6 protein-coding genes are annotated in these 21777 nt (G+C 49.1%); all 6 read right to left on the reverse strand.

Features of this window, described 5'->3' with window-relative positions:
• Position 1: 1 nt before the first annotated feature.
• From Y79_RS0119615 to fabD, 6 genes are read right to left on the reverse strand one after another with little or no spacing between them, the layout of a single operon-like run.
• Complete coding sequence (locus tag Y79_RS0119615; protein ID WP_016939198.1) at positions 2-15655, reverse strand: SDR family NAD(P)-dependent oxidoreductase; 15654 nt, start codon at positions 15653-15655, stop codon at positions 2-4.
• Positions 15656-15694: 39 nt separating this feature from the next.
• On the reverse strand, positions 15695-16432 hold the full coding sequence (locus Y79_RS0119620; RefSeq protein ID WP_016939199.1) for an SDR family oxidoreductase: 738 nt from the start codon (positions 16430-16432) through the stop codon (positions 15695-15697).
• A 14-nt stretch (positions 16433-16446) separates the two neighbouring features.
• The gene (locus tag Y79_RS0119625) at positions 16447-17817 is read right to left on the reverse strand and encodes a long-chain fatty acid--CoA ligase (protein WP_016939200.1); all 1371 of its coding nucleotides are present in this window, start codon (positions 17815-17817) and stop codon (positions 16447-16449) included.
• Entirely contained in the window at positions 17814-18086 is a 273-nt protein-coding gene (locus Y79_RS0119630) for an acyl carrier protein (protein ID WP_003153264.1), read from the reverse strand. The genes Y79_RS0119625 and Y79_RS0119630 overlap by 4 nt, the downstream gene beginning before the upstream one ends.
• Before the next feature lie 24 nt (positions 18087-18110).
• On the reverse strand, positions 18111-19091 hold the full coding sequence (locus tag Y79_RS0119635) for an LnmK family bifunctional acyltransferase/decarboxylase (RefSeq protein WP_016939201.1): 981 nt from the start codon (positions 19089-19091) through the stop codon (positions 18111-18113).
• Positions 19092-19130: 39 nt separating this feature from the next.
• Entirely contained in the window at positions 19131-21389 is a 2259-nt protein-coding gene (gene fabD, locus Y79_RS0119640) for an ACP S-malonyltransferase (RefSeq protein WP_016939202.1), read from the reverse strand.
• Positions 21390-21777: the final 388 nt, after the last annotated feature.

Below are 21777 nucleotides of genomic sequence, written 5' to 3' on the forward strand. Positions count from 1 at the left end.
ATCACACCTCGCTTATTTCAAACATTGCTTCTGTGCCCGCCTCATTTTCTTCCGCTTCAGGCAACTGTGCTTTTTCAGGCCAATACCGCTGTTTTCGGTATACTGTCTGGCCGCCTTTCGGTTCCATGGCCGCTTTTCGTTCTTTCGGAATTCCTTCATTGCTAACAATAATATGAGCGTTATTCCCGCCCAAACCGAACGCGCTGACCCCGGCCCTGAGTATCTCTTTTTTTCCGTTCCACCGCTTCAGCTCAAGCACAGGATAAAGCGGCGAATCATTAAATTGAAAGCGGGGGTTCGGTTTATGGCAATGCAAAGTCGGCGGCAGTTCTTCATTGGCAATCGCCAGCAAAACTTTGATGATTCCCGCCGCGCCCGCCGCACTCAGCAAGTGGCCGATATTGCTTTTGACGCTTCCTACACCGCAAAATTGTTTTTCATCGGAATAAGCAGACAAGACATTGGTTAATCCTTTTAATTCAATCGGGTCGCCGATCAACGTACCGGTTCCGTGCGTCTCTACGTATGTCATGGTGTCCGGATCGATTTCCGCTGATTGAACCGCCTGCTCAATCAAGTCCTGCTGTGCCCGGGGATTCGGCGTCGTCACGCCCATTGTGCTGCCGTCATTATTTATCGCAGAGCCGTCAATAACGCCGTATATTTTATCTTCGTCTTCTATCGCTTTTTCGAGCGGCTTCAGCATCAGCACACCGCAGCCCTCTCCGATTCCTGTTCCGTCCGCATCGGCATCGAAAGATTTTGAACGGCCATTTGGCGATAAGATTCTCGCCGCGCTCATGGTGAGAAAAGGTTTTTCATCAAGCAAAATGTCAACTCCGCCCGCAAAGGCCGCCTCCGCTTCTCCATTTTGAATAGCCTGCACGGCCAAATGAATTGCCGTGAGCGAACTGGAGCAGGCCGTATCTACGACCAGGTTGGGCCCTGTAAAGTTATAAATGTGCGCCATATGTGCGGTAATAAAATTTTGCCCCGCCCCAATAATCGCGTCTTTTTGCAAATATTGAAATTTCTGATGAAACGCACCTGCCCTTGCACCGGCAAAAACGCCGATACGGCGGCCCCAGAGATCCTCTTTTTTATAACCGGCATCAGCCAAAGCTTCCGCGCTCACTTCGAGCCACTGCCTTTGCAGCGGGTCTATCATCGGTGCCAGCGTTTCTGAAATATTAAAATACCCCGGGTCAAATTGATCAATATCGTGAATAAAACCGCCCCATTTACTGATGCTTTTTCCTTCTTGATATTCACCCGGCTGATAGTGTTCCCCGGCGTTCCATCTGTCCGGCGGAACTTCAGTGACGGCATCCGTTCCGCTGCGGAGATTCTTCCAAAATTCTTTTATATCCCCCGCTTTCGGAAAATGACAGGCCATGCCGATGATCGCAACCTTTCCCCGTTTCCCGGGCTTATCTGCCGTTTTTTTGCTCCGTTTCGGCGTCTTCTGCAAAGGGAACTTCTCCGCGGGAACCGCTGCATCTGCCGAAAAAGCTTCCGGACAATGTGCGGCTAAATAATCCGCGAGCTGTTCTATAGTAGGGTGTTCCAGAAGGACAGTCGGATCAATTGAAACAGACGGCAGTTTTTGATCAATCTTTGTCAGCACTTGCGCCAGAAAGATAGAATCCATTCCGTATTCCTGAAAAGGCACATCGATATCCATATGCGTTTCATCGATACTCAGCTCTTTTGCCAAAAGCGACTTCAGCCAAGATTGAATGTCAATCCGGTTATGTTCCCGTTTTTTTGTTTCAGGAGGTTTGGCAGCTGTTCTCATTCCTTTATGGGCGGCTGACTTGGCGTTTTCCAGCACTTTGATGTCCCAATCATGTTTCACTTGTGCCGGCAGCACGACAGCTCCGGGTCTTTCTCTTAAAATGTAATCAAGCATCTTGAGACCTTCCGCGTCAGAGTGCCGCAGCAATCCCGTTTGCTGATACATCCCGCTTTTTGTATCCCTGCTCATGCCCGTCTCATCCCATGCCGGCCATTGTATGCTAATAATGCCGCTCTCATTGTTTTCTGCAAAATAGTCCATATAAGAATTTGCCATCGCATAATCGCTCTGACCCGCCGCAAGAATCGGGACGGCTGCCGAGACAGATGAAAACAAGACGAAAAATGCCGGCGCATCATCCTTTACACTCTCATACAGACCGTGGAGGCCGTCTGCTTTCGGGGCGAGCACCCGCGCGATACTGTCTTTGGATTTGCGGAGAAAAGCAGGGTTTTCACGGTCCGCAATTCCCGCGCAATGCAGAATGCCTCCGATAGGTCCGAGCGTTGAGGTTACCTCTTTTATAAGCCGTCCGACGGCCTGCTTATCCGTCAGATCAACTGCTGAGACGCACACTTTTACGCCTTGTGATTCCAGCTGCCGGATAAGCTGTATTTTTTCCGAAACAACAGGGTCTGTTTGCTCAAGATCCCACTCGGTTTTCGGCGGCAGCTCCTTTCTGCCTGTCAGAAGCAGTTTCTTCACACCGTATGCGGAAACGAAATGCTTGGCGCATAAAGCGCCGAGTCCGCGCGTTCCTCCGGTTATCATCAGGACGGCGTCTTTTGGAAACACAGTCCGGTCTGTTTGCACGGCTCCTGGTTCAATCTGATCAGTCTGCCGAAGAACATAGCTGAAGCGCATGCCGTTCCTGTAGCAAACAGCAGACTCCGTTAAATCTGATTCAATTTCTTTTTTAATAAAAGCGGCTGTCTGCTCCAGCGGCTCTTCAGGATCAATATCGGCGTGACAGGTGAGAATATGGCTGTATTCATGCCGCAGCATGCGATAAAGCCCCGCTTTTTCAATACCATGCATAGCGGCAGCCTTATTTTTGAAAGATTCAAGCCCTTTTGTAAGATAAAGCATTTTCATGTTTTCTTGTCCGCGGCCGTATTCAATCAGCTGCTGCAGCGATGCCGCCCAGCTGACGTCCTGACGCTTTTGTCGGGAGCCGCAGCCGGTGAAGTCAATAAACCCGGAATAGATGGCCGCATTCGGATCCTGTAAGAAAGAGATGAGCTGATTTTCCTGCACAATGTCAGCATCATTCAGCTGTTTTTTCACCTCGGCGGCAAAGTCTTTTGTATCCTCAGAGACGATGAGCGCTAATTTGCTGAACGGCTCGGATGAAGACACTGCCTCGCAAGGCTCCCATGTTTTCTGCAATAATACTGTTTTTTGATTCGAAAGCGGCAGCCGCTCCTGTTTCGGCACCCAATAACGGTCTGCTCTGAACGGATAGGAGGGCAGGCTGATGCGGCGCGGCTTACTGTCCGTATACAGCTGCTCCCAATCCGTGTCAAATCCGTTTGCCCAGAGCCGCAGCACTTTCTTGTATTTCTTTTTCTCAATCCAGGCGCTGACGAGGTCAGCAGCGTCTTCATCGTCTGAGAACATGGAGATCGTGTTATTCTCGCGTTTTTTACGGCCGCTGATGATATCTTCGCTGTTTTTTCCCATCAGAAATGCGTTCAGTTTTTCAGTCAGTTCCTCTGCGGAGTCTGCAATGATTCCCAGCCTCGATTCCATCGCGTCCCGTCCGGTCTGCAGTGTGTATGCGGCATCTGCAAGATCGATATGGCGGGATGATCCGTTTTTGATAAAATCGCGAAGGAGACGCGCTCTTTCTTTCAGCCGCTCTTCATTTTTAGCCGACAAAACAAAAAGAGATGACGCTTTCTCACGGGTTTCCGGCTGTTCCGTTTCACTTTTGCCCATGTATTCTTCAATAACGATATGCGCATTGACACCTCCGAAACCGAATGAGCTTACACCCGCCCGGCGGGGCAGGACCCGGCCGTTTTCATCACGCAGCGCTTCCCATTCCTTTGTTTCTGTCACAACGTAAAACGGGCTGTCCTTCAATTTGATATGGGGATTGATGTTCTCGCAATGCAGACTTTTAGCGAGCGTCCGATGTTTCAGCTGCATCAATACTTTGATAACGCCCGCAATGCCTGCTGCGAGCTCCAAATGTCCGATATTTGTCTTCACTGAGCCTATCCCGCAATACCCGCCCGGAGCCCCGTCTGTTTGGAAAGCTTTTTTCAATGCATTGATTTCAATCGGATCTCCGAGTGCCGTTCCAGTTCCGTGCGCTTCTATATAAGTGATCGTTGACGGGTGAATACCGGCTTTTTGATAAGCGCTTTTCAGCACATCCGTCTGAGCCTGCGGGTTCGGCGCGGTAAGTGACGCTGAGCGTCCGCCATGATTTTCCGCTGTACCGCGGATGAGGCCGTAGATGTGATCCCTGTCATGCTCAGCCTCTGAAAGCTTTTTCAAGACAATCATGCCAGCACCCTCTCCTCTGACATAACCGTCAGCCTGATCAGAAAATGTTTTGCAGCGCCCGTCTTCACTGAGCATGCCTGCTTTTTGAAAACCGATATGCCCTTCAGGCGTGATGATCGTGTTGACGCCCCCTGCGACCGCCATATCACAATCTCCCGTTTCAATGGCTTTTACCGCGCGGTGAATGGCGACTAAAGAGCTTGAACAAGCGGTTTCTATCGGCTCGCTCGGCCCGTGAATATCAAGAAAATAACTCATCCGGTTCGGCCCGACGGACGGCACGATTCCGGTCATCGTATACCCCTCGACAGGAAGACCCGCCTTATTGATTAAGGTTTGATATCCGCTTCCCAATGTGCCGGTGAAAATGCCGGTTTTTGTTCCGGCAATCCGTTTTGCTGAGTACCCCGCGTCTTCAATGGCTTTCCACACATACATCATTAATAGACGCTGCTGAGGATCCATCATTTCAGCTTCTTTCGGAGATATCCCGAAAAACAGCGGGTCAAACCCGGCGATTCCATCTATAAAACCGCCCCATTTAATTGACGTTTTATTTGCATCCGCTGCCGGATCGCCGTCATATTCACGCCAATCCCAGCGATCTCGGGGAATTTCTGTGATGCAATGCTCTCCTTTTGATAAACGTGTCCAGAATTCATCTATGTCTTTCGCTTGCGGAAAAATACCGCTGATTCCGATAATGGCTATCGGTTCGGCTTTTTCTTCTGATTTTCCTTTTACGGATACGGGGGTTTCCCGCTTGACATGAACGGCCGCCGGAGCTTCAGCTTTTCTTTTTCCGGCTTTTGGGGCGGTTTTTAAACTCTCTCTTTCTAAGCCGCTGAATGCTTCTTTCCATTCAGATATCAAATGGCCGCTCAGTTTGCGCAATGTCGGAAATTCAAAGAAGATAGTCGGGCTGAGCTCAAGCTGGTAAGACCGATTTAATAGATTTGTAAATTCAGTGAAGATGATCGAATCAAATCCGTATTCCGTCAGTTCGCTGTCAGCCTCAATATCTTTAATGCTTACCTTTAAAAGATCTGATACATGCCGCTTTAGTTTCTCTTGAACCCGATCTTTCAGATCTCTTGCATCTGTCTCTGCCGCAGCTTGTCCGGCGGCGCTTTGTTCTTCGTCCAGATCGAAAATATGGCTGCGAATCTGTTTTTCGTCGCCCTCCGCCACCATGACCTGGTGTTCTCCGGAGGCAAAAGCGGCATAAAGCGCTTGGATGCCTGAAGCCGATCGCATGGCTTTCATTCCAGTCTGTTCATACATCAGCCGTTCTGTCTCTTTGTCCACGCGCATACCGCCTTCTTCCCAAAGCGGCCAGTTGACGGACAGAGTCTGCCCGCTCCGCTTGTTGTCCCGCACGAGACGGTTTCGGCGGGCTGCATAAACATCCATAAATGCGTTGGCTGCCGCATAACCGGCCTGCCCCGGATTTCCCATTCCTCCCGCCAAGGAAGAAAACAGAATGAAAAAGTCCAGCCGCACATCTTTCGCTGCTTCATCAAGATTGATAAGCCCTTTCACTTTCGGCGCCATGACGGTCTTCCGTTCGTTTTCTGTCTGGTTCAGAATGTAGTTGTCAGCGATCACGCCGGCGCCGTGAATGATCCCGTCGAGTGTTCCGTGCTCCTCCTGTATGCCGCGGACGAGGGCGATGACCGCCGCCCTGTCTGTCACGTCAACCGGTTGATACAATACGCGGGCACCCGACGCTTCCAAGCGCCGTAAGCGGGCGGAGCGGTCTTCATCAAGCGCTTCCGTCCTTCCCGTTAATACGAGGACGGCGTTTTTGACGCGGGAGGCTATTTCTTCAGCGAAAATCAGTCCGATGCCGCCCGCTCCCCCGGTGAGGAGGTAAACCCCTTCGTCTTTCCACGGAACGGTACCGCTTTGAGAGGCCGGCAGATGACGCCAGTTTCTGACGAGACGTTTGCCGTCTTCATAACGGATTTCCGCTTGTTCAGGATGCACCCGGTTTTCTTTCAGTTTGGCAAGAAGCGATGATGCTGACTCGTCCGGATCGGCTTGGATGACTTGGCCGTACAGCTTTGGATGTTCAAGGTGAGCCGTTTTCAGAAAAGCGGCCAGCCCCGCCAATACATTGTCTTCCCCCCTGTCGGGGACAAGAAGCTGGATCAGCGTTTTTTTCTTCTGTTTTTCTTTGATAAGACGGGTGACGATCGCTGACAGCTCCGCCGCGCAGGCGTCATAACGGTCCTCAAGCGGACCTTTTCCGTCAGCCGCACATACGGCGCCGCTGATGTCCTCCGCATTCATTCCGCAATACAGCGTCACGTATCTGAAAGACTCTTCTTGTCCGCCTTCACCCGGCGGTGATTCCTGCCACTTTGGCTGAAGCAAGAGCGGTTTTTCCCCCGTTTCCTCTTCCAGAAAACGGGCGGTGAGTCCCGTCAATCGGACACATACCGCGCCGTTTTCATCACACAGCTCAATATGATAGGCGCCGTCCGCTGAGGAAAGCACCGCCCACATCATCTCACGGCACGCAGAAAACACCTGCATATCCTGCAGGGCAAACGGCAGAAACGGCCGTCCGGACGCGGAACCGTCTGAGAGCACGAGACCGATAGAAGCCTGAAGGGCGGCGTCCAGCATGCTCGGATGCAGGATGAACGGCTCCTTTTCTTCACGGGCGGACGGCGGAAGAGTGAGCTTCGCGAGCACTTCTCCGCTCCCGGCATAGACGGCGTCAAGCGCCTGATGAGACGGTCCGTAGGTGATGCCGAGGCTGTCGAATGCTTCATAGCACTCAGCCTTTGACATGCGCCGGCCGCCGCAGCGCGCCTGAACCGCTTCCACATTGAGTACAGGAGCACGCTCCGTCTCTTCGAGCACGGCCTTTCCCTGGAAAAAGACAAGCGGCTCTTCCCCTTCGGCATACGCTTCAAAAGCGATGTCTCCGTTTTCTTCCGGCTGAAGCTTTACATGAAGCGTCACTCCTTCAGAAAGCGCCGTCACCGGACGGAGCCAAACAATCTGTTTGAGCCGGACACCCGCTTTCCCGTCCGGCAAGTCTTCAGCGGCAAGCGTAACGGCGGCCCGGGCCATTTCTAAAGCAGCCGCGCCCGGAAGCACCGGTTTTCCATTGACGATATGATCGGCAAAAAACGGTTCACGCCCTGAAAAAACAGAAGTAAAGCGCTGGGCGGTAAAGGTCGATGTATTCGCATGGAGCAGCGGGTGAAGTCTGGCTGCTTTCTCACTTTCCGCTGAGCCTGTTTTGTCAAGTGACACATCAGCTTTTGTGACCCAATATCGGTCTTTGGCAAAAGGGTAAGCCGGGAGACTGATGCGGCCCGGGTTGCGCTGATAAAGAGCTGACCAATCAACGTCAAGTCCTTTAACCCAAAGGTCAAGCAGCTTTCCGTATTTCCCTTTTTTCAGCCAGGCATTTATGGTAAGCGCCATATCTTCATCAGAAGTGAGCGAAGCCGCCAATGAATGATGTTTGGCTGTCCTGCCCCGCCAGATATGAGCATGTTCGATATTATGATCGTTTGAGAAACTCATAAGCTTCATTTTCAGCTCTTCTATCGACTCGGCCGTAAATGCAAGCCGCTCAGCCATCGGTTCTCTTCCCGCCTGAAGCGTGTAAGCGATCTTGGCCAAATCTCCGTCAGAACGTTTTTTTCTTATGACATCATCCAGAAGCTGGCGGGCGCGCTCTGTCAATTGCTGCTCATTTCGCGCTGATAAAATAATAACAGCCGGTTTTTGCGGAGAAACAGACGCGTTTTCCATTGGTTTCAGGCTGTCAGACGGCACATATTCCTGAATGATGACATGTGCGTTTGAACCTCCTGCTCCAAACGAGGAAATGCCGGCAATTCTCGGGTATTCCTTCATTTCACCCGTGATATTCAAGACAGGTCGTTTCCATTCCGTTTCTTTTTGCTGTACGAAAAACGGAGTGTGCTCAAACTCAATATTCGGATTCAATTCCGCCGCATGCAATGAAGGGGCAATCCTCTTATGTTTCAATTGCAAAAGCAGTTTGGTGATCCCCGCAATCCCGGCAGCGCTTTCTAAATGTCCGATATTTGATTTAATTGAACCGATGGAACAAAACTGCCTGTCTTCTGTTGTCAGGCGAAAAGCTTTTGTTAACCCGTCGATTTCAATCGGATCACCGAGCGCAGTGCCCGTTCCGTGGGCTTCCAAGTAACTGACCGTTCTCGGGTGAATGTCTGTCCGTTTCAACGTCTCTGCGATCAGATCAAACTGCGCTTTCGGATTCGGCACCATATAAGCGTTTGTCCTGCCTGCTGCGTTCAGCATGCTTCCTTTGATAACGCCGTAAATATGATCGCCGTCTTTCTCCGCTTGAGCAAGCGGCTTTAACACAATCGCCCCTACTCCTTCACCGTCAACAAAACCGTCCGCCCTGTCTCCGAAAGATTTGCATTTATCACCGGGAGACAGCATTGAAAAAGCGGACAGCCGCTCATAGTGGGCCGGATCAACGATAAGATTGACTCCGCCGGCAATCGCTGTTTCACTCATTCCGCTCCGCAGGCTTTCTGCGGCGAGATGGACAGCTGTTAAAGAAGAAGAGCATGCTGTATCCACAGCCATACTCGGCCCTTGAAAATTGAACAAAAACGATACTCTGTTTGCGATAGACCAGTCGCTGGGAACTGTCGGGTAATTGCTGTTCATCACACCGACAAAGACTCCGATTTTCCGGCTGTCACAAAGCGCGGCCGGGGTATACCCCGCATCTTCAATGCTTGAATAAGCAGTCTGCAGAAACAACCTTTCCTGCGGATCCATCCTTTCAGCTTCCGCGGGAGATATACGGAAAAACAGCGGATCAAATTTATCAATGTCATCGAGGAAACCGCCCCATTTTGAATAAATGGACCCCCATTTTCCGCGTTCCTCGTTATAAAACGTTTTCCAGTCCCAGCGATCTTTCGGCACTTCAGTAATAGAATGCCTGCCGGCTTTTACATTTTCCCACAGCTCATCAACGTGATCGGCGCCCGGATACCGGCCTGACAGACCGATGACAGCGATATCCTGGATATAGGAATCTCCGTTTGTCCTGCTGCCTTCCTCGTTTTGAGGAATCCTATTTTGTTTTACATTCAGGTTATCTGTGTGATCAGACAGCTGCTCCTCACGCACACCCATCGCTTTCATAAATGCTCCCCGCTGAGAAAGAAGCAGGTAATCCGTGATTTCTTCTATCGTCTGATATTCAAAAAAGAGGGTGCTGGTCATTTGGTCAAACACGTTACGAAAAGCATTTGTGAGCCTGACGACCAGAATAGAATCCAAACCGTATGCGGTTAAGGAAACCGACGGATCCATTCTCCCGCTCGGAATCTTCAGCGTTTTTCCTATTAATTCCGTCAGATATGTGATCCCCCGTTCTCTTACGTTTGGAATCGGCGCGGCGCTTTCTGCGGGAGTCTGCACCCGTCCGGCGTTTTCGGGATGAGCCTGTCCATTCCCGAATTGCCGCTCGAGCGCTTCTTTACGGGAAGACAGAAAGTAATCAGCAAGCTCATCGATGGTTTGATATTCAAAAAACAAAGTGCTGCTGACAGAACCGAAGACGTCTTTTAACGCGTTGGTCAGTCTGACGACCAGTATGGAATCCAATCCGTATGCGGTTAAAGGTTCATGGGATAAAAGGCGATGCGCCGGCACTTTAAGCGCTTCACCGATTAACTTCTTCATCAGTTCAACGCTTTTTTCTCTCAAGCTGAAATGCAAGGTATCATCCGAAAGACCATCTGCGTCATACGGACGGCGCTCCGGTTTTTCTTCTGATGCCTGCGGGAGGGCAAGCCTGACTATTCCGTCACTTTCAGCCGCTATAATCTGCTGGCCCAAGTCGTGTGCGGCTTCAGCCGGAAACAGAGGATGGGCGAATCCTTCAAGTGAAAGCGCTTCCGACCAGCCGGCCGGCTTAACCCCCGGACAGCCCGGAATCCGTAAATCATGATCCTCATACAGCCACCAGCCTTCAAGAAGGCCGAACGTCACATGGTTGAATATGGTGCGGCTGTTGATCTCATTTATAAACAGCTGGCCGTTTTTTTGCAGCATTGCTTTCGCATGGCGCAGCGCAGAGCGGATATTTTTTGTCGCATGAAGCACATTGGTCGCGATCACTGCGTCATACGTGCCGATATCCGGCGCTTCTGTTGATACCGGCTGCTCAGCATTGAATATTTTATAAGTGACATAAGGATATTCCGGACCGAATATGTCTTCTGCATGTAAAAGAAATGCTTTAGAAATATCCGTGAAACAATATTCGGCAATATGCGCTTCATACGGTTTCAATTTTCTCATGACCGCGGCGCTTGTCCCGCCCGTTCCGGCCCCGATTTCTAAAATGCGGATTTTCGCCTGCGGGTCTTTTTCCAGACGTTCCCGCAGCACTGCAATCAATGTGTCAGCAAGCTTGTCATTGAAAAAATCAGAAATGATATTATTGCGGTAAATGCCTTCCACAAGACGGAAGGAGGAGTCAGGGAACATCACTTCCGTTGCCGGAAGCTTACCGGTTAAAATGTCTGGAAGCACACGCAATGTCTCTTCTGCCAATCTGACATGCGCCCTCATGTCTTTCTGGCGCAGCCAAGTCTCTTTTTTCCGCTCCCATTCCTCCCACATTTGCCCTAGATCCGTTTGCGCTAATTCAGTCAGGAAGACAAAGCTCTCTTTCAGCCATCTGCTGTATTGTTCCGTTATGCCGGCAGCTGATTGAAATAACGGCAAAGTCTCATCAAGCCTTGCGCCCATCTCATAAAGGGTTGATACAAGCATTTTTTCGATGAGGGACTCCATCTCTCTCATGCAGCTCATTACACTTGATGCTTTTAACCGCTCAGCTTCGTCATTCTGCATGATGTTAACTGCTAATTGTCCGAGTGCGGGAGGAATCTTTTCCGGATAAACCGTTACTTGTTCTTTCAGATCGTCTTTCATAAAAACCGGATCTGTCATTTTGATCAGCGCCAACTGGTCATGAGGTCCGGAAAGCAGGGTTTCCAGCGTTTTCATCGCTTCGGGCGCCTCAATAGAAGCGACGCCGTCCCGCTCCATCCGTTTCCGGTATTGTTCTGAAGCCACGACGCCGACACTTCCCCAAAAACCCCAATTGACAACTTTTACGGCATACGGCGCTTTTTGTGAGATCCGCTTAGCAAAAGCGTCTTTAAACGTGCACCCGGCGGCATAATTGCTCTGTCCCGGCGCTTTTTGAAACGACATCATCGAAGAGAAAAACAACAAGAAATCCAGCGGTTCCCCTTCAGCTACCCGGGCAATCTGCAAGCTGACATCAGTTTTTGCAGAAAGTGAAGCGCGGAACTGATCCTCTTCCATATTGGCAAAGCTTCTGTCTGATAACACGATGGCGGAATGAACGATTCCGAGGACCTGTCCATTTTCCTTCACAATGGTGTCATACGCCCGCTTGAGAGAATCATAATCCGCAGCATCCGCGCTGAAATATTGCGGTGCGGGACCTAAAGCCGCAAGTCTTTTCAGCTTTCTTTCAATCTGTGTATCTTTTTTCCGTCTCCCGATCCAGACAATTTTCGCCTGATAGGTCTGAATCATATATTCAGTCCATACTTCTCCTATTCCGCCTGCTCCGCCGATTATCACATAAACCCCGCCGTGCCGGTATAACGAAGGCTCATCTGCATGAGGCTGGCAGACGGCCAATTGCTGGCGGTGCCACTGACCTGCACGAAAGACCCACGGATTTCCCTCGGGGTCCGCCGGTAAAGAAAAGACATCGGGAAGATGCCGGTCTCCCCTTTGAGATTCCAAATCAAGAGGCCGGATGCTCCAATTGGTGTATTCTTTTGCGAGCGATCCCGCTAATCCGTGTATGCTTGCATGAAGCGGATTGACCTCATCATGTTCATGAATCGGCTGTGCTTGAAACGTGCAGATTGTCAATGATAGTGGTTCCGTGTCAAAATTCAGAAGCAGAAGCGCTTTTACCAGCCGGAAAAGCTGCATGACCCCGTGCTCCTGTCCGCCGGCCGTATCCGCATCATAAACGGATGGAATGGGATGATCCGGTGCCGCCCATATCATGTGTTGAAAAGAGCCTTGCGCTTTCAGTGTTTCAGCCATTTGTTCCGCGCTGTCCAAAGAAGTGATGTCCGGAAAACTGACATCGGAATACATCTCTTTCAAAGCCTGCTGAAAATCCGGCCCGGCCCCGATGACGATTATTTTTTCTTCACGCATGAAAGACATGCCGGTTTCCGGAATGGTGACGGTGTTCCAAACCGGTGTCATAAGCAATTCTGTTTCACGGCTTTTCTTCGGCGTGGCGCCGGCTTTTTGGTTAAACCCGGCGCTTTCCTGCACCTCTTTTATGATAAAATCTTTCACTGCCGCCAACAGCACGCCGCGCTCATCACAAATATGCAGATCAAATTGGTGAACGGAGGCCGCTTTTACCTCCGCATGCACAAATACGGTTTTCGCTAACGGTTCAAGCAGCTGTATTTCTCCGAAGGAAAACGGTACGATAAGCGCAGGCTCTTTTTGAAATTGCAGCACATGCGCCATTGCAGTTTGAACAGCGCCATCCATTAAGGACGGATGTAGGATGTACTGTTTAAAATCGGCTTCCAAGTGTGACGGGAGCGTTAATTTGGCCAGTGCTTTCCTTTCTGTATAAGAGAATTCGCGGATGACCTGAAAACTGTCCTTTTGCACGATTCCCGCCTTAGAGAACGAGTGATAGATGCCTTTCGGCTCCGTTCTCTGCGTAAATGGCGCCGGGAGCTGAAAGACCGGGGCCTCAAAAAGCGCTCCTTTTTCTTTACAAATCACTTCTCCTTGCGAAAAGAGGGTGCCGTCCGCTCCTTTTTCTTTAATGACATAGCTTATACGCTCTTTTTCTGCTTCAAACTCTATCATGACGGATGTTGGGTCTGTCCCTGTCACAATCGGCTCCATGTACCACACACTTTGAAGAGAGACGACCGGGCGTTCTCCCCACAATCCCGCGCCGTATGCCGCCATTTCCAGATGACAGACTCCGGGAAGCACATATTTTTCGTTCACTAAATGATCTTTAAAGAAATATTCATCCTTGGAAAATATCTTTTGAAACGTCCCTTTCCGGGCGGATGAAACATTCTCATCAAGCAGAGGATGCAGCGCTTCACGACTTTTGGTATTTTGAGGCTTTTTTGTATACCGCTTTTTTTGATCGGTCAGCCAGGACGTTTCCTTTAAAAACGGATACGTAGGAAGCGGAACTTTCTGATACGGCGTTTCCGGCTTTTTGCAATCTTGAAAGCCTTTCACCCACAGCGCGGCAAATTTCTCAGGATCTGAAACGGATTGGCCTGAAACGTCCGGCCGCCCAGGTGACGCTTTTCCGAAGTAAATATGCCTTCCGTCTCTGTGACCGCTTACAAATCCGTTCAATCGCTGTTTCAGCTCTGAAAGGGATGATGCAATGACAGCAAGCCGGAAGGAGAAAGGCTCTCTGCCTGACAATAGGGTGGCAGCGATATTTTCCAGGCTGTATCCGCCGGCAGAAGGCGGGTTTTCCAATCGGGTAAGAAAAGAGCTTAATTTCCCGGCATATTCTTTCAGCTGCTGTTCGGAATGTGCGCTTAGTACGACCGCATGCGGTTTTTGCTCAGTATTCCCGTCCGCTTGCCGTTTTGGCTGATAAGCACCTACGATCAGATGAGCATTAGAGCCTCCTGCGCCGAATGAACTGATTGCGGCGATTCTCGGTTTATCTCCTTCAGCCGGCCACGGCCGGTTGTTTCGGACGACATAAAATGGCGAATCAGAAAAAGAAATCTTGCGGTTCAGTTCCTCGGAGTGCAGACTGGCGGGAAGCGTTTCATGTTTCATGCTTAAAAGCACCTTGATTAAACCGGCGATCCCTGCAGCCGCTTCCAAATGTCCGATATTGGATTTCACTGAGCCGATTCCGCAGTCATTTTTCTCATCGGTCTGTTTATCAAATGCCATAGACAGACCGCGTATCTCAATCGGATCGCCGAGTGCTGTGCCGGTTCCGTGAGCTTCAATGTAGCTGATATCCGCCGGACTTACCGCGGCTCTGTTTATAGCGGATAAAATCAGGTCCCGGTGCGCTTCCGGATTCGGCACCGTATACCCGGTCGTTTTGCCGCCGTGATTAGTGGCGGACCCCTTAATGACACCGTAGATGTGGTCGTTGTCCGCAATCGCTTTTTTCAATGGTTTTAATAAAACGGCTCCCGCGCCTTCGCCGGGCACGTAACCGTCTCCGCCTTCACCGAAACTGCGGCATTTTCCTTCAGAAGACAGGAAATGCGATTGGCTTAAAAACATGTATTTTTGCGGATGTAAGCTGAGGTTGACGCCTCCGGCAAGCGCCATTTCACAGTCGCCCGACATAATGGCCTGACAAGCCTGATGGACGGCGACAAGCGATGAAGAACACGCCGTATCAACAGCGATGCTCGGCCCATGGAGATCAAGGAAATAAGAAACCCGGTTCGGAATGCCCCAATATAAGGAGCCGGGGCCTTTATACTGATCTTTGAGAAAACCTTCTTCGTGTGCAATTAATGAATATTCGTTCCAGGTCACTCCGGCGAATACACCGATTTGATCCGTCGGCCTAGCCGCCGGGTTCCCGTAACCGGCATCCTCCATCGCTTCCCAGCAGCACGTGACATACAATTTTTGCTGAGGGTCCATTAAATCAGCTTCCCACGGGGAAACAGAAAAAAACAGCGGGTCAAATCGATCCGGACGATCAATAAAACCTCCCCATTTACTATATGACGCGTATTCTGCTGTTTTCTCTTCCGAGTAATAAGAGCTGTCCCATCTGTCCTCAGGGATTTCGGAGACACAATCTTTATTTTCCATTAAATTGTTCCAAAAATCATGCTGGTTTTCCGCTTTCGGAAACATCCCGCTCATTCCGATAACCGCAATATCAGAGCTCCTGTCCGTTCCCGGTTCAGGCACCTTTTCAGCCGCCTGTACAGGAAGCAATTCTTCTTCCAGCCGGCTTCCCGTATCAGGCTCCGTTTCTTTGAATTCAAGAACGCTTTCGGGATTTCGTTTCTGCGCACTTAAAAACTCACTCAATTTCTCAATGTTCGGATATTCAAACAGCAGCGTTTCAGAAAGGCCGGTAAATTCTTTATGCAATATGGTCATGATTTCTTCACTGATGAGAGACGTCACGCCAAGAGTAAAAAAAGCGGTTTTATCTTCTGCTTCGGTCACCTCGGCACCCAGCTTTTGCGCTATTACCGTTCTTAAAAATTCGTTAATACATTTCATGAGGATACCATCCCTTGTACAAAAGAATTTTTCTGTGCTTTAACAAGTTAATCCGCCGTCAATTGCCATTGTCTGTCCGGTCATAAAGGACGATTCAGGAGAAAGCAGGAAACGAACGAGTCCGGTCATATCGTCTGTTTCGCCTAAACGCCCCATCGGCGTCCTTCTGATAATTTGCGATTTTTGTTTTTCCGGCATATTTTTCGTCATATCGGTGTCCACAAAACCGGGCGCAAGTGAATTGACACGGATTCCTTTGGACCCGAGCTCCCTGGCCAGGCTTCGCGTCAAGCCGTCAAGAGCCGCTTTGGATGCGCTGTAGACAGAAGCGCCTTTAAATCCTCTTGAGCCGATAATGGAGCTTATGTTAACGATTGATCCGGAATTTTGTTTCAGCATGACCCGGGAAACGTTTCGGGTCAGCTTGATGACTGAACCGATATTCAGATTGAGGATGCGGTCAATGTCATCATCATTTGTCAGGGGCAGCAGCTGATCAAGGTTCAAACCGGCGTTATTGACCAAGCCGTCTATTCTGGAAAACTTGCGGTATACTTGAAGAACAAACTGTTTCATGGCGGCATCATCCGCCGCATCCGCCGCTTCCCAATAAAAGCGGCCGCGGTACTTTTCACTCTCTCTCAATGTGTTAATAAAATCAGATTCACTGCGGCTGAAAGCGGCTACTTTGTAATCCTCATCCAAAAGCGCCTGTACAATCGCTTTTCCGAGCCCCCGGCTTCCTCCGCTGACGACCGCTACTTTTCCGTTATTCATATGTACCTCCTGTTTTACACGTTTCTTATTTTTTTAAATCGGTCATTAGACAGTTTCCGATCTGTAACAGAAATGATCTGCGGTATCTGATATGGCTGCAGCTTCTGTCTGCAATGAGCTACGGCCCGCTTTCTGAAAGATTTGATATCTTCCTCTTTTTCAAGCACGGCCTCTGCCGCGACAATCTCGCCCGTAATCGGATTTTTTCGGCCCGTTATGAGCACATCCCGGACATTCGGTATCTCCAGAAAAACGCTTTCCACCTCTGCCGGAAACACTTTCTCTCCGCCCACATTAATAATTTCACTCTTTCTTCCGAGAATTCTTATATATTCGCCGTCTGTTTCCACCTGGTCACCGGTGTCGTACCAGCCGTCTTCATCGAAAGGTGACGGTGCATTTAAATAGCCGAGCATCGCCGACTCAGAACGGACCCAAAGCGTGCCTCCGGTAATTTTGGTCTCTGTTCCGGCACCGCCTACTTTCATCCAAGTGGATTGGCTGTCTTTTGATTTCGTTGAGAATATACCCAGTTCAGTTAATCCGTATGTTTGTTTCAGCCGTACCCCCGGAAACAGCCGGTGAATGCCGCGCAGCGTTGATTGGGGCATCGGTTCTGTGCCGTAAGTGATCAGCTGGAGTGAAGAGAGGTTATAGCCGGAGCCGGCATCCGCCTTGGACATCAGCAGCATGTTTAAAAAGGTCGGGGTGGCGGGGAGTACTTGGACAGCATGTTTGTCGACCGCCCGATAAACGGACTCCGGCGTTCTGCTGTCTGATGTGACGATTGTTCCCCCGTTAAACAGAATCGCAAACAGCGTATTAATGCCGCCTATATGATCCAATTTCAGAAAAATGAGTGTACGCAGCGGTTTTCTTTTCGCCGTTTTGTATTTTTCAAGCAGCCGGCCGGCGCTTAACACGGATGCTTTGCTTTTGCCGGAGGTTCCCGATGTGAAAATAATAATGCCTGACTCTCCTCTCTCTCGCAGGTCATCAAGCAGAGGGTGAGAGGCGCTTTTAGAACCTTCACGAAGCGTCCAGCTGTCATTTTCATTTATTTCAATGATTTGATTCACTTTCGCGTCTTCAAACATATCGAGATGCTTTTCCCTTGATTCATTGCTGAGAGGGACAACGATATTTCGGTTTAACAGAAGCGCCATCAGCAAAAAAATGGCGTTCGGGGAATAATCCCCGATAAGCGCCACACATTCTCCTTCACGTATTCCGTTTTGTTCAAGTTCTTTCTGAAAAAAGCTGATTCGTGTCAGCAAATCATCATACGTAAAAGTCTGCCCTTTAAAAATGAGAAACTCACTGTCTTGCGTTTCCCTAAGCTTATCAGTCACCCAGCTGATATCTCCCCCGCTTTCTGTTATCATGATTGAGCACTGTCCATATATTTTTGATAAATATCACAAATGCTGCCGACGGTTGTAATGCTGGAAATTGTTTCTCCTTGGGAAAAAGGATCTACTCCGGTTTCCATCTCCATCTGTGCGACTAATTGAGCGATATCCAGTGATGAGAAGCCCAGATCCTCTATGACTCTCACATCATCTCCCGCTTCGACGGCCCGATATGACTGCTGTTCTTGAATGTCCTGGATGATTTGAGCGATGATCTGCTTCATTTCCTTGGTTTGTTCCATTTGCTTTCAGCTCCATTCTTCATTTTATAAACTTCTGATGACCCGTTTATAATCCGGAATATGATCTTGTGAAGAGGTCGGCACCGCCAGCAGCTTATCCACCTTGGAAATGGCCAGCAATGTATGATTTCTTTTCATATAGACTTCAATCTGATAGCTGATTTTCGCCACTGAGATCATACCGAGGGAATCACCGTGAAAGTCGGGATCGCATTCTTCAATGTGTCCCGTCATATAAATATCAAGCTCTTCATCTGCAAAACAATTTCCGTAATAATACGTCTCTCTCTCAAGCAAAAATAAATGCCGCGCGATTGAAACCGGAAAACCCGGCTTCGACCGGCGCGTCATCCATTCAAATTCCGCCGCATCCATTATCTTGCTGAATTTCGCAAACACCATGGCATGCCCCGGCGCAGCATCCTGATCAACAGGAACCCGATATGAAACGGGGTCTGCTGTTTTGAGGTTGCCCGGCTTCATACCGAAAGCATCCGTTCTGATTTTCTTTGACCGCATCAGCGCGTAAGGCGGCTTGGCTAGCTTAGAAAGTTCCGCAATGCATTCAGCCTTAGGCGCTGAGACTTTGCGGGTCGAACCTTCTGTTTGTGTGACGTCGACGACAATTAAACTATTGGCTTTCATAGAAGGAAACCGCCCGCGGTCCCACTCGCTTTTATCAGTGCTGACCGCTCCTTTCGGCCCAAACAAATAATCAGATTCTAATATGGTTTCTCCAAACCGGGAGATATCGACTCCGACGGAAACCTCGTCCCATAATCGGTACTGATCAAGAGGCTTATCTGAAGGAACTTTGAGATGTGTCATAAAATAAGCCGGATACAAAATCAGCCCTTGGTGATCGGCCATCTGATCAGGCCGGAATCCCGTTCCGTCCGTTAAATGGTGACTGTGTGCGTTGCCGAATAACAGCAGCAGCGCGTACTCATTCAAATTCCCTAACCCGACATGGCTCATCGTTAATTCATGATTTTCAATCAGCATGGTAGTCCTCCGCAGAAAAAATGTAATGTCCGGTCATACTCAGCCTGTAATCGATACCAGCCGTTGCGCAAGAAGACCGGCTGTTTCTTCCATGAGCTGTTTGCCGATCAGATCGACATGCCTGTTTCTCCAATTTTCAAGCGGGGTTCCTTTCACCCATTGATTAAATGCGCCGAGTGCAGGGCCGCAATGAATTTGGTAATCTATTTTACTTTCGCTTTTTCCTTCCAGAGCGAGCCTCGTCGTATGGGAAAAATACCATTTAAATACCATCGCCATTTTGTGTTTCGGATTCTGTTCGGCTTTGGCGATCTGTTCAGGAGATTTATCATGTTTCAACTGCTCATACACTTCTTCAAAACTGCGCTGGAAATACTTATCTTCAATTAATGTTTTCGTTTTTTCATCTATTTCATCTAAAGAATTGTATTGTCTGTACAAGTCAAAGAGTTTATTGGCTCTGGCCGGGAAAAACAGGCCTTTTTTCAGCACCTGCACCCTTGCTCCCGCTTCAAACATATCTCCCGCGGGAGCATATGACGTATCCTGCACGTTCGCTTCCTGAAGCAGATCTTTCACTGAATCGCTTGTCCCGGCTTCGACCGTGCATTGATTAATAGAACCGGTTCCGATAAATTCGGCGCCGAGCAGAAACGCGGCAGCAGCAGCTTCCGGAGTGCCGATGCCGCCGGCTGCGCCGATTCTTACTTTTTTCGCATAACCGTGCTTCTCCATCATGCGGTCTCTGAGTCTGATCATGGCAGGCATTAAAGTATACGGAATCCCTTGGTCGGTATGCCCTCCTGAATCCGCTTCAACGCAAATGTCATCAGCCATCGGAATTTCTTTTGCAAGCGCCGCTTCCCCGGCTGTCAGCCGATTGTCAGACACAAGTCTTTCCAGCATATGAGCCGGAGCCGGATTCAGAAAGGCCTCAGCGACTTCAGGCCGGGATACTTTCGCGATGATTCTGTTTTGAACTGACACCGATCCGTCATGATTCCTGCTTAATCCCTTTGCCCTGTATATAACGAGAGCGGGGGTTATGCCCATAAATGCCGATGCTTCAATAAGATGAATGCCGTTTTTCAAATATAAATCTATCATTCTGACTTCCTTGTCAGGTGACATCATATGATGAAGAAGGTTCATTCCGAATGTTTCCCCTTGCCGCAGTGCAGACCGGATGGTTCCGATGGCCTGTCCGATCCGTTCGATACTCAATCCGCCTGTTCCGTAAAAGCCCAGCATTCCCGCTTTTGCCGCTTTAATGACCATCTGTTCCGAAGCAATTCCCCTGTACATGGAGCCCGTCATGTAAGCATATTGGATGTTATGATCTTTTTTAAAATCTTCGTTCCCTAATCTCATTCCCGCCGTTTTTTGTGAATCAGCTGCCGCACTTGTAACATCAGCAATATCAGACTCTTCTTTCGGCATAGGTAATGGGACGGCATCTTTTTTAATCTGCCGCGTCAGTTTTGTCAGCACTTCCCCGGGCCCGACTTCTGTAATTTCATTATTTTCAAGTCCCATCAGACGGCGTATCGTGTCCGTCCACTTTACCTGATTGGTCATTTGCAAAGTCAGATTTGTTTTGATTTCATCATTCTTATAAGGTGCGGCATGAAGATTTGAGATCACCGGAAAACGAAGAGGCAAAAACGCCGTTTCTTCTAAATAATCCGCAAACTCTTTTTCAGCATCTTTCATATAGCGGGAATGGAAAGCGCCGCTCACATTTAAAGGAAGGTACATTCTCACGCCGGCTTTTTCAAAGACGGGGCGCGCTTTTTCAATGTCTTGTTTCGTTCCGGCGATCACAATTTGCAAAGGTGAATTATGGTTAGCGATATCAATGCCGGTCAGATGATAATCGGATAAAACATCTTTTACTTGTTCAGCCGTAAACCCCAAAACCGCCGCCATGCCTCCGGGAGCTGCCTTGCTCATGAGCTCCCCTCTTTTTTTTACAAGCTGCAAACCGGTCTCAAAATCAAAGCAGCCGGCCGCAAATAACGCATTATATTCTCCTAAACTGTGCCCTGCGGCGTAATCAGGCTCTCTGCCGGACTCTTTCATTTTCTTTAAATAACTGAGTGCACTCACCGTATATAACGCCGGCTGGGTAAATTGCGTTTTCCCCAGCTGGTGATTCGGATCCTCCAGGCACAATTCTTCTATAGAGTAGCCTAATATGTCATCAGCCTGACGTGTCAGATCTTGAAATTCATCAAACAGTCCTCCTCCCATTCCTTTAAATTGAGAACCCTGCCCCGGGAAAACAAACGTAAGCATCTCATCCTCATCCTTTCCGCATCGTCAATTTTGCACACCACATGTGGTTCTCAATACAAAAACGTCTCTTATCTCATATATTGACTGGTGTAAACACCGGCATAAAAATAAAAACACAAACGCGTTTGCGATTCAGCACAGGTTTAAAAATCGCAAACGCATTGTGTTTTCCTTTTCTAACATAATTTACATAAAAACATATTGCTTGTTGACTGAATGTTTCTCATGACAAGCTGCAGTGCCAATATGCCCGAAAACAGCCGTGACGGCACACTTCTCCCTTATCATGTATATGTAGATATATACACTACAATCATTTTTATAATCCCTATTTCCTCTTCAACGTGCCGAAACAGCGATTGAAATTTAATAGGTGCTTTACTTTAAT

It is taken from the genome of Bacillus siamensis KCTC 13613 (assembly GCF_000262045.1).
Taxonomy (GTDB): Bacteria; Bacillota; Bacilli; order Bacillales; family Bacillaceae; genus Bacillus; species Bacillus siamensis.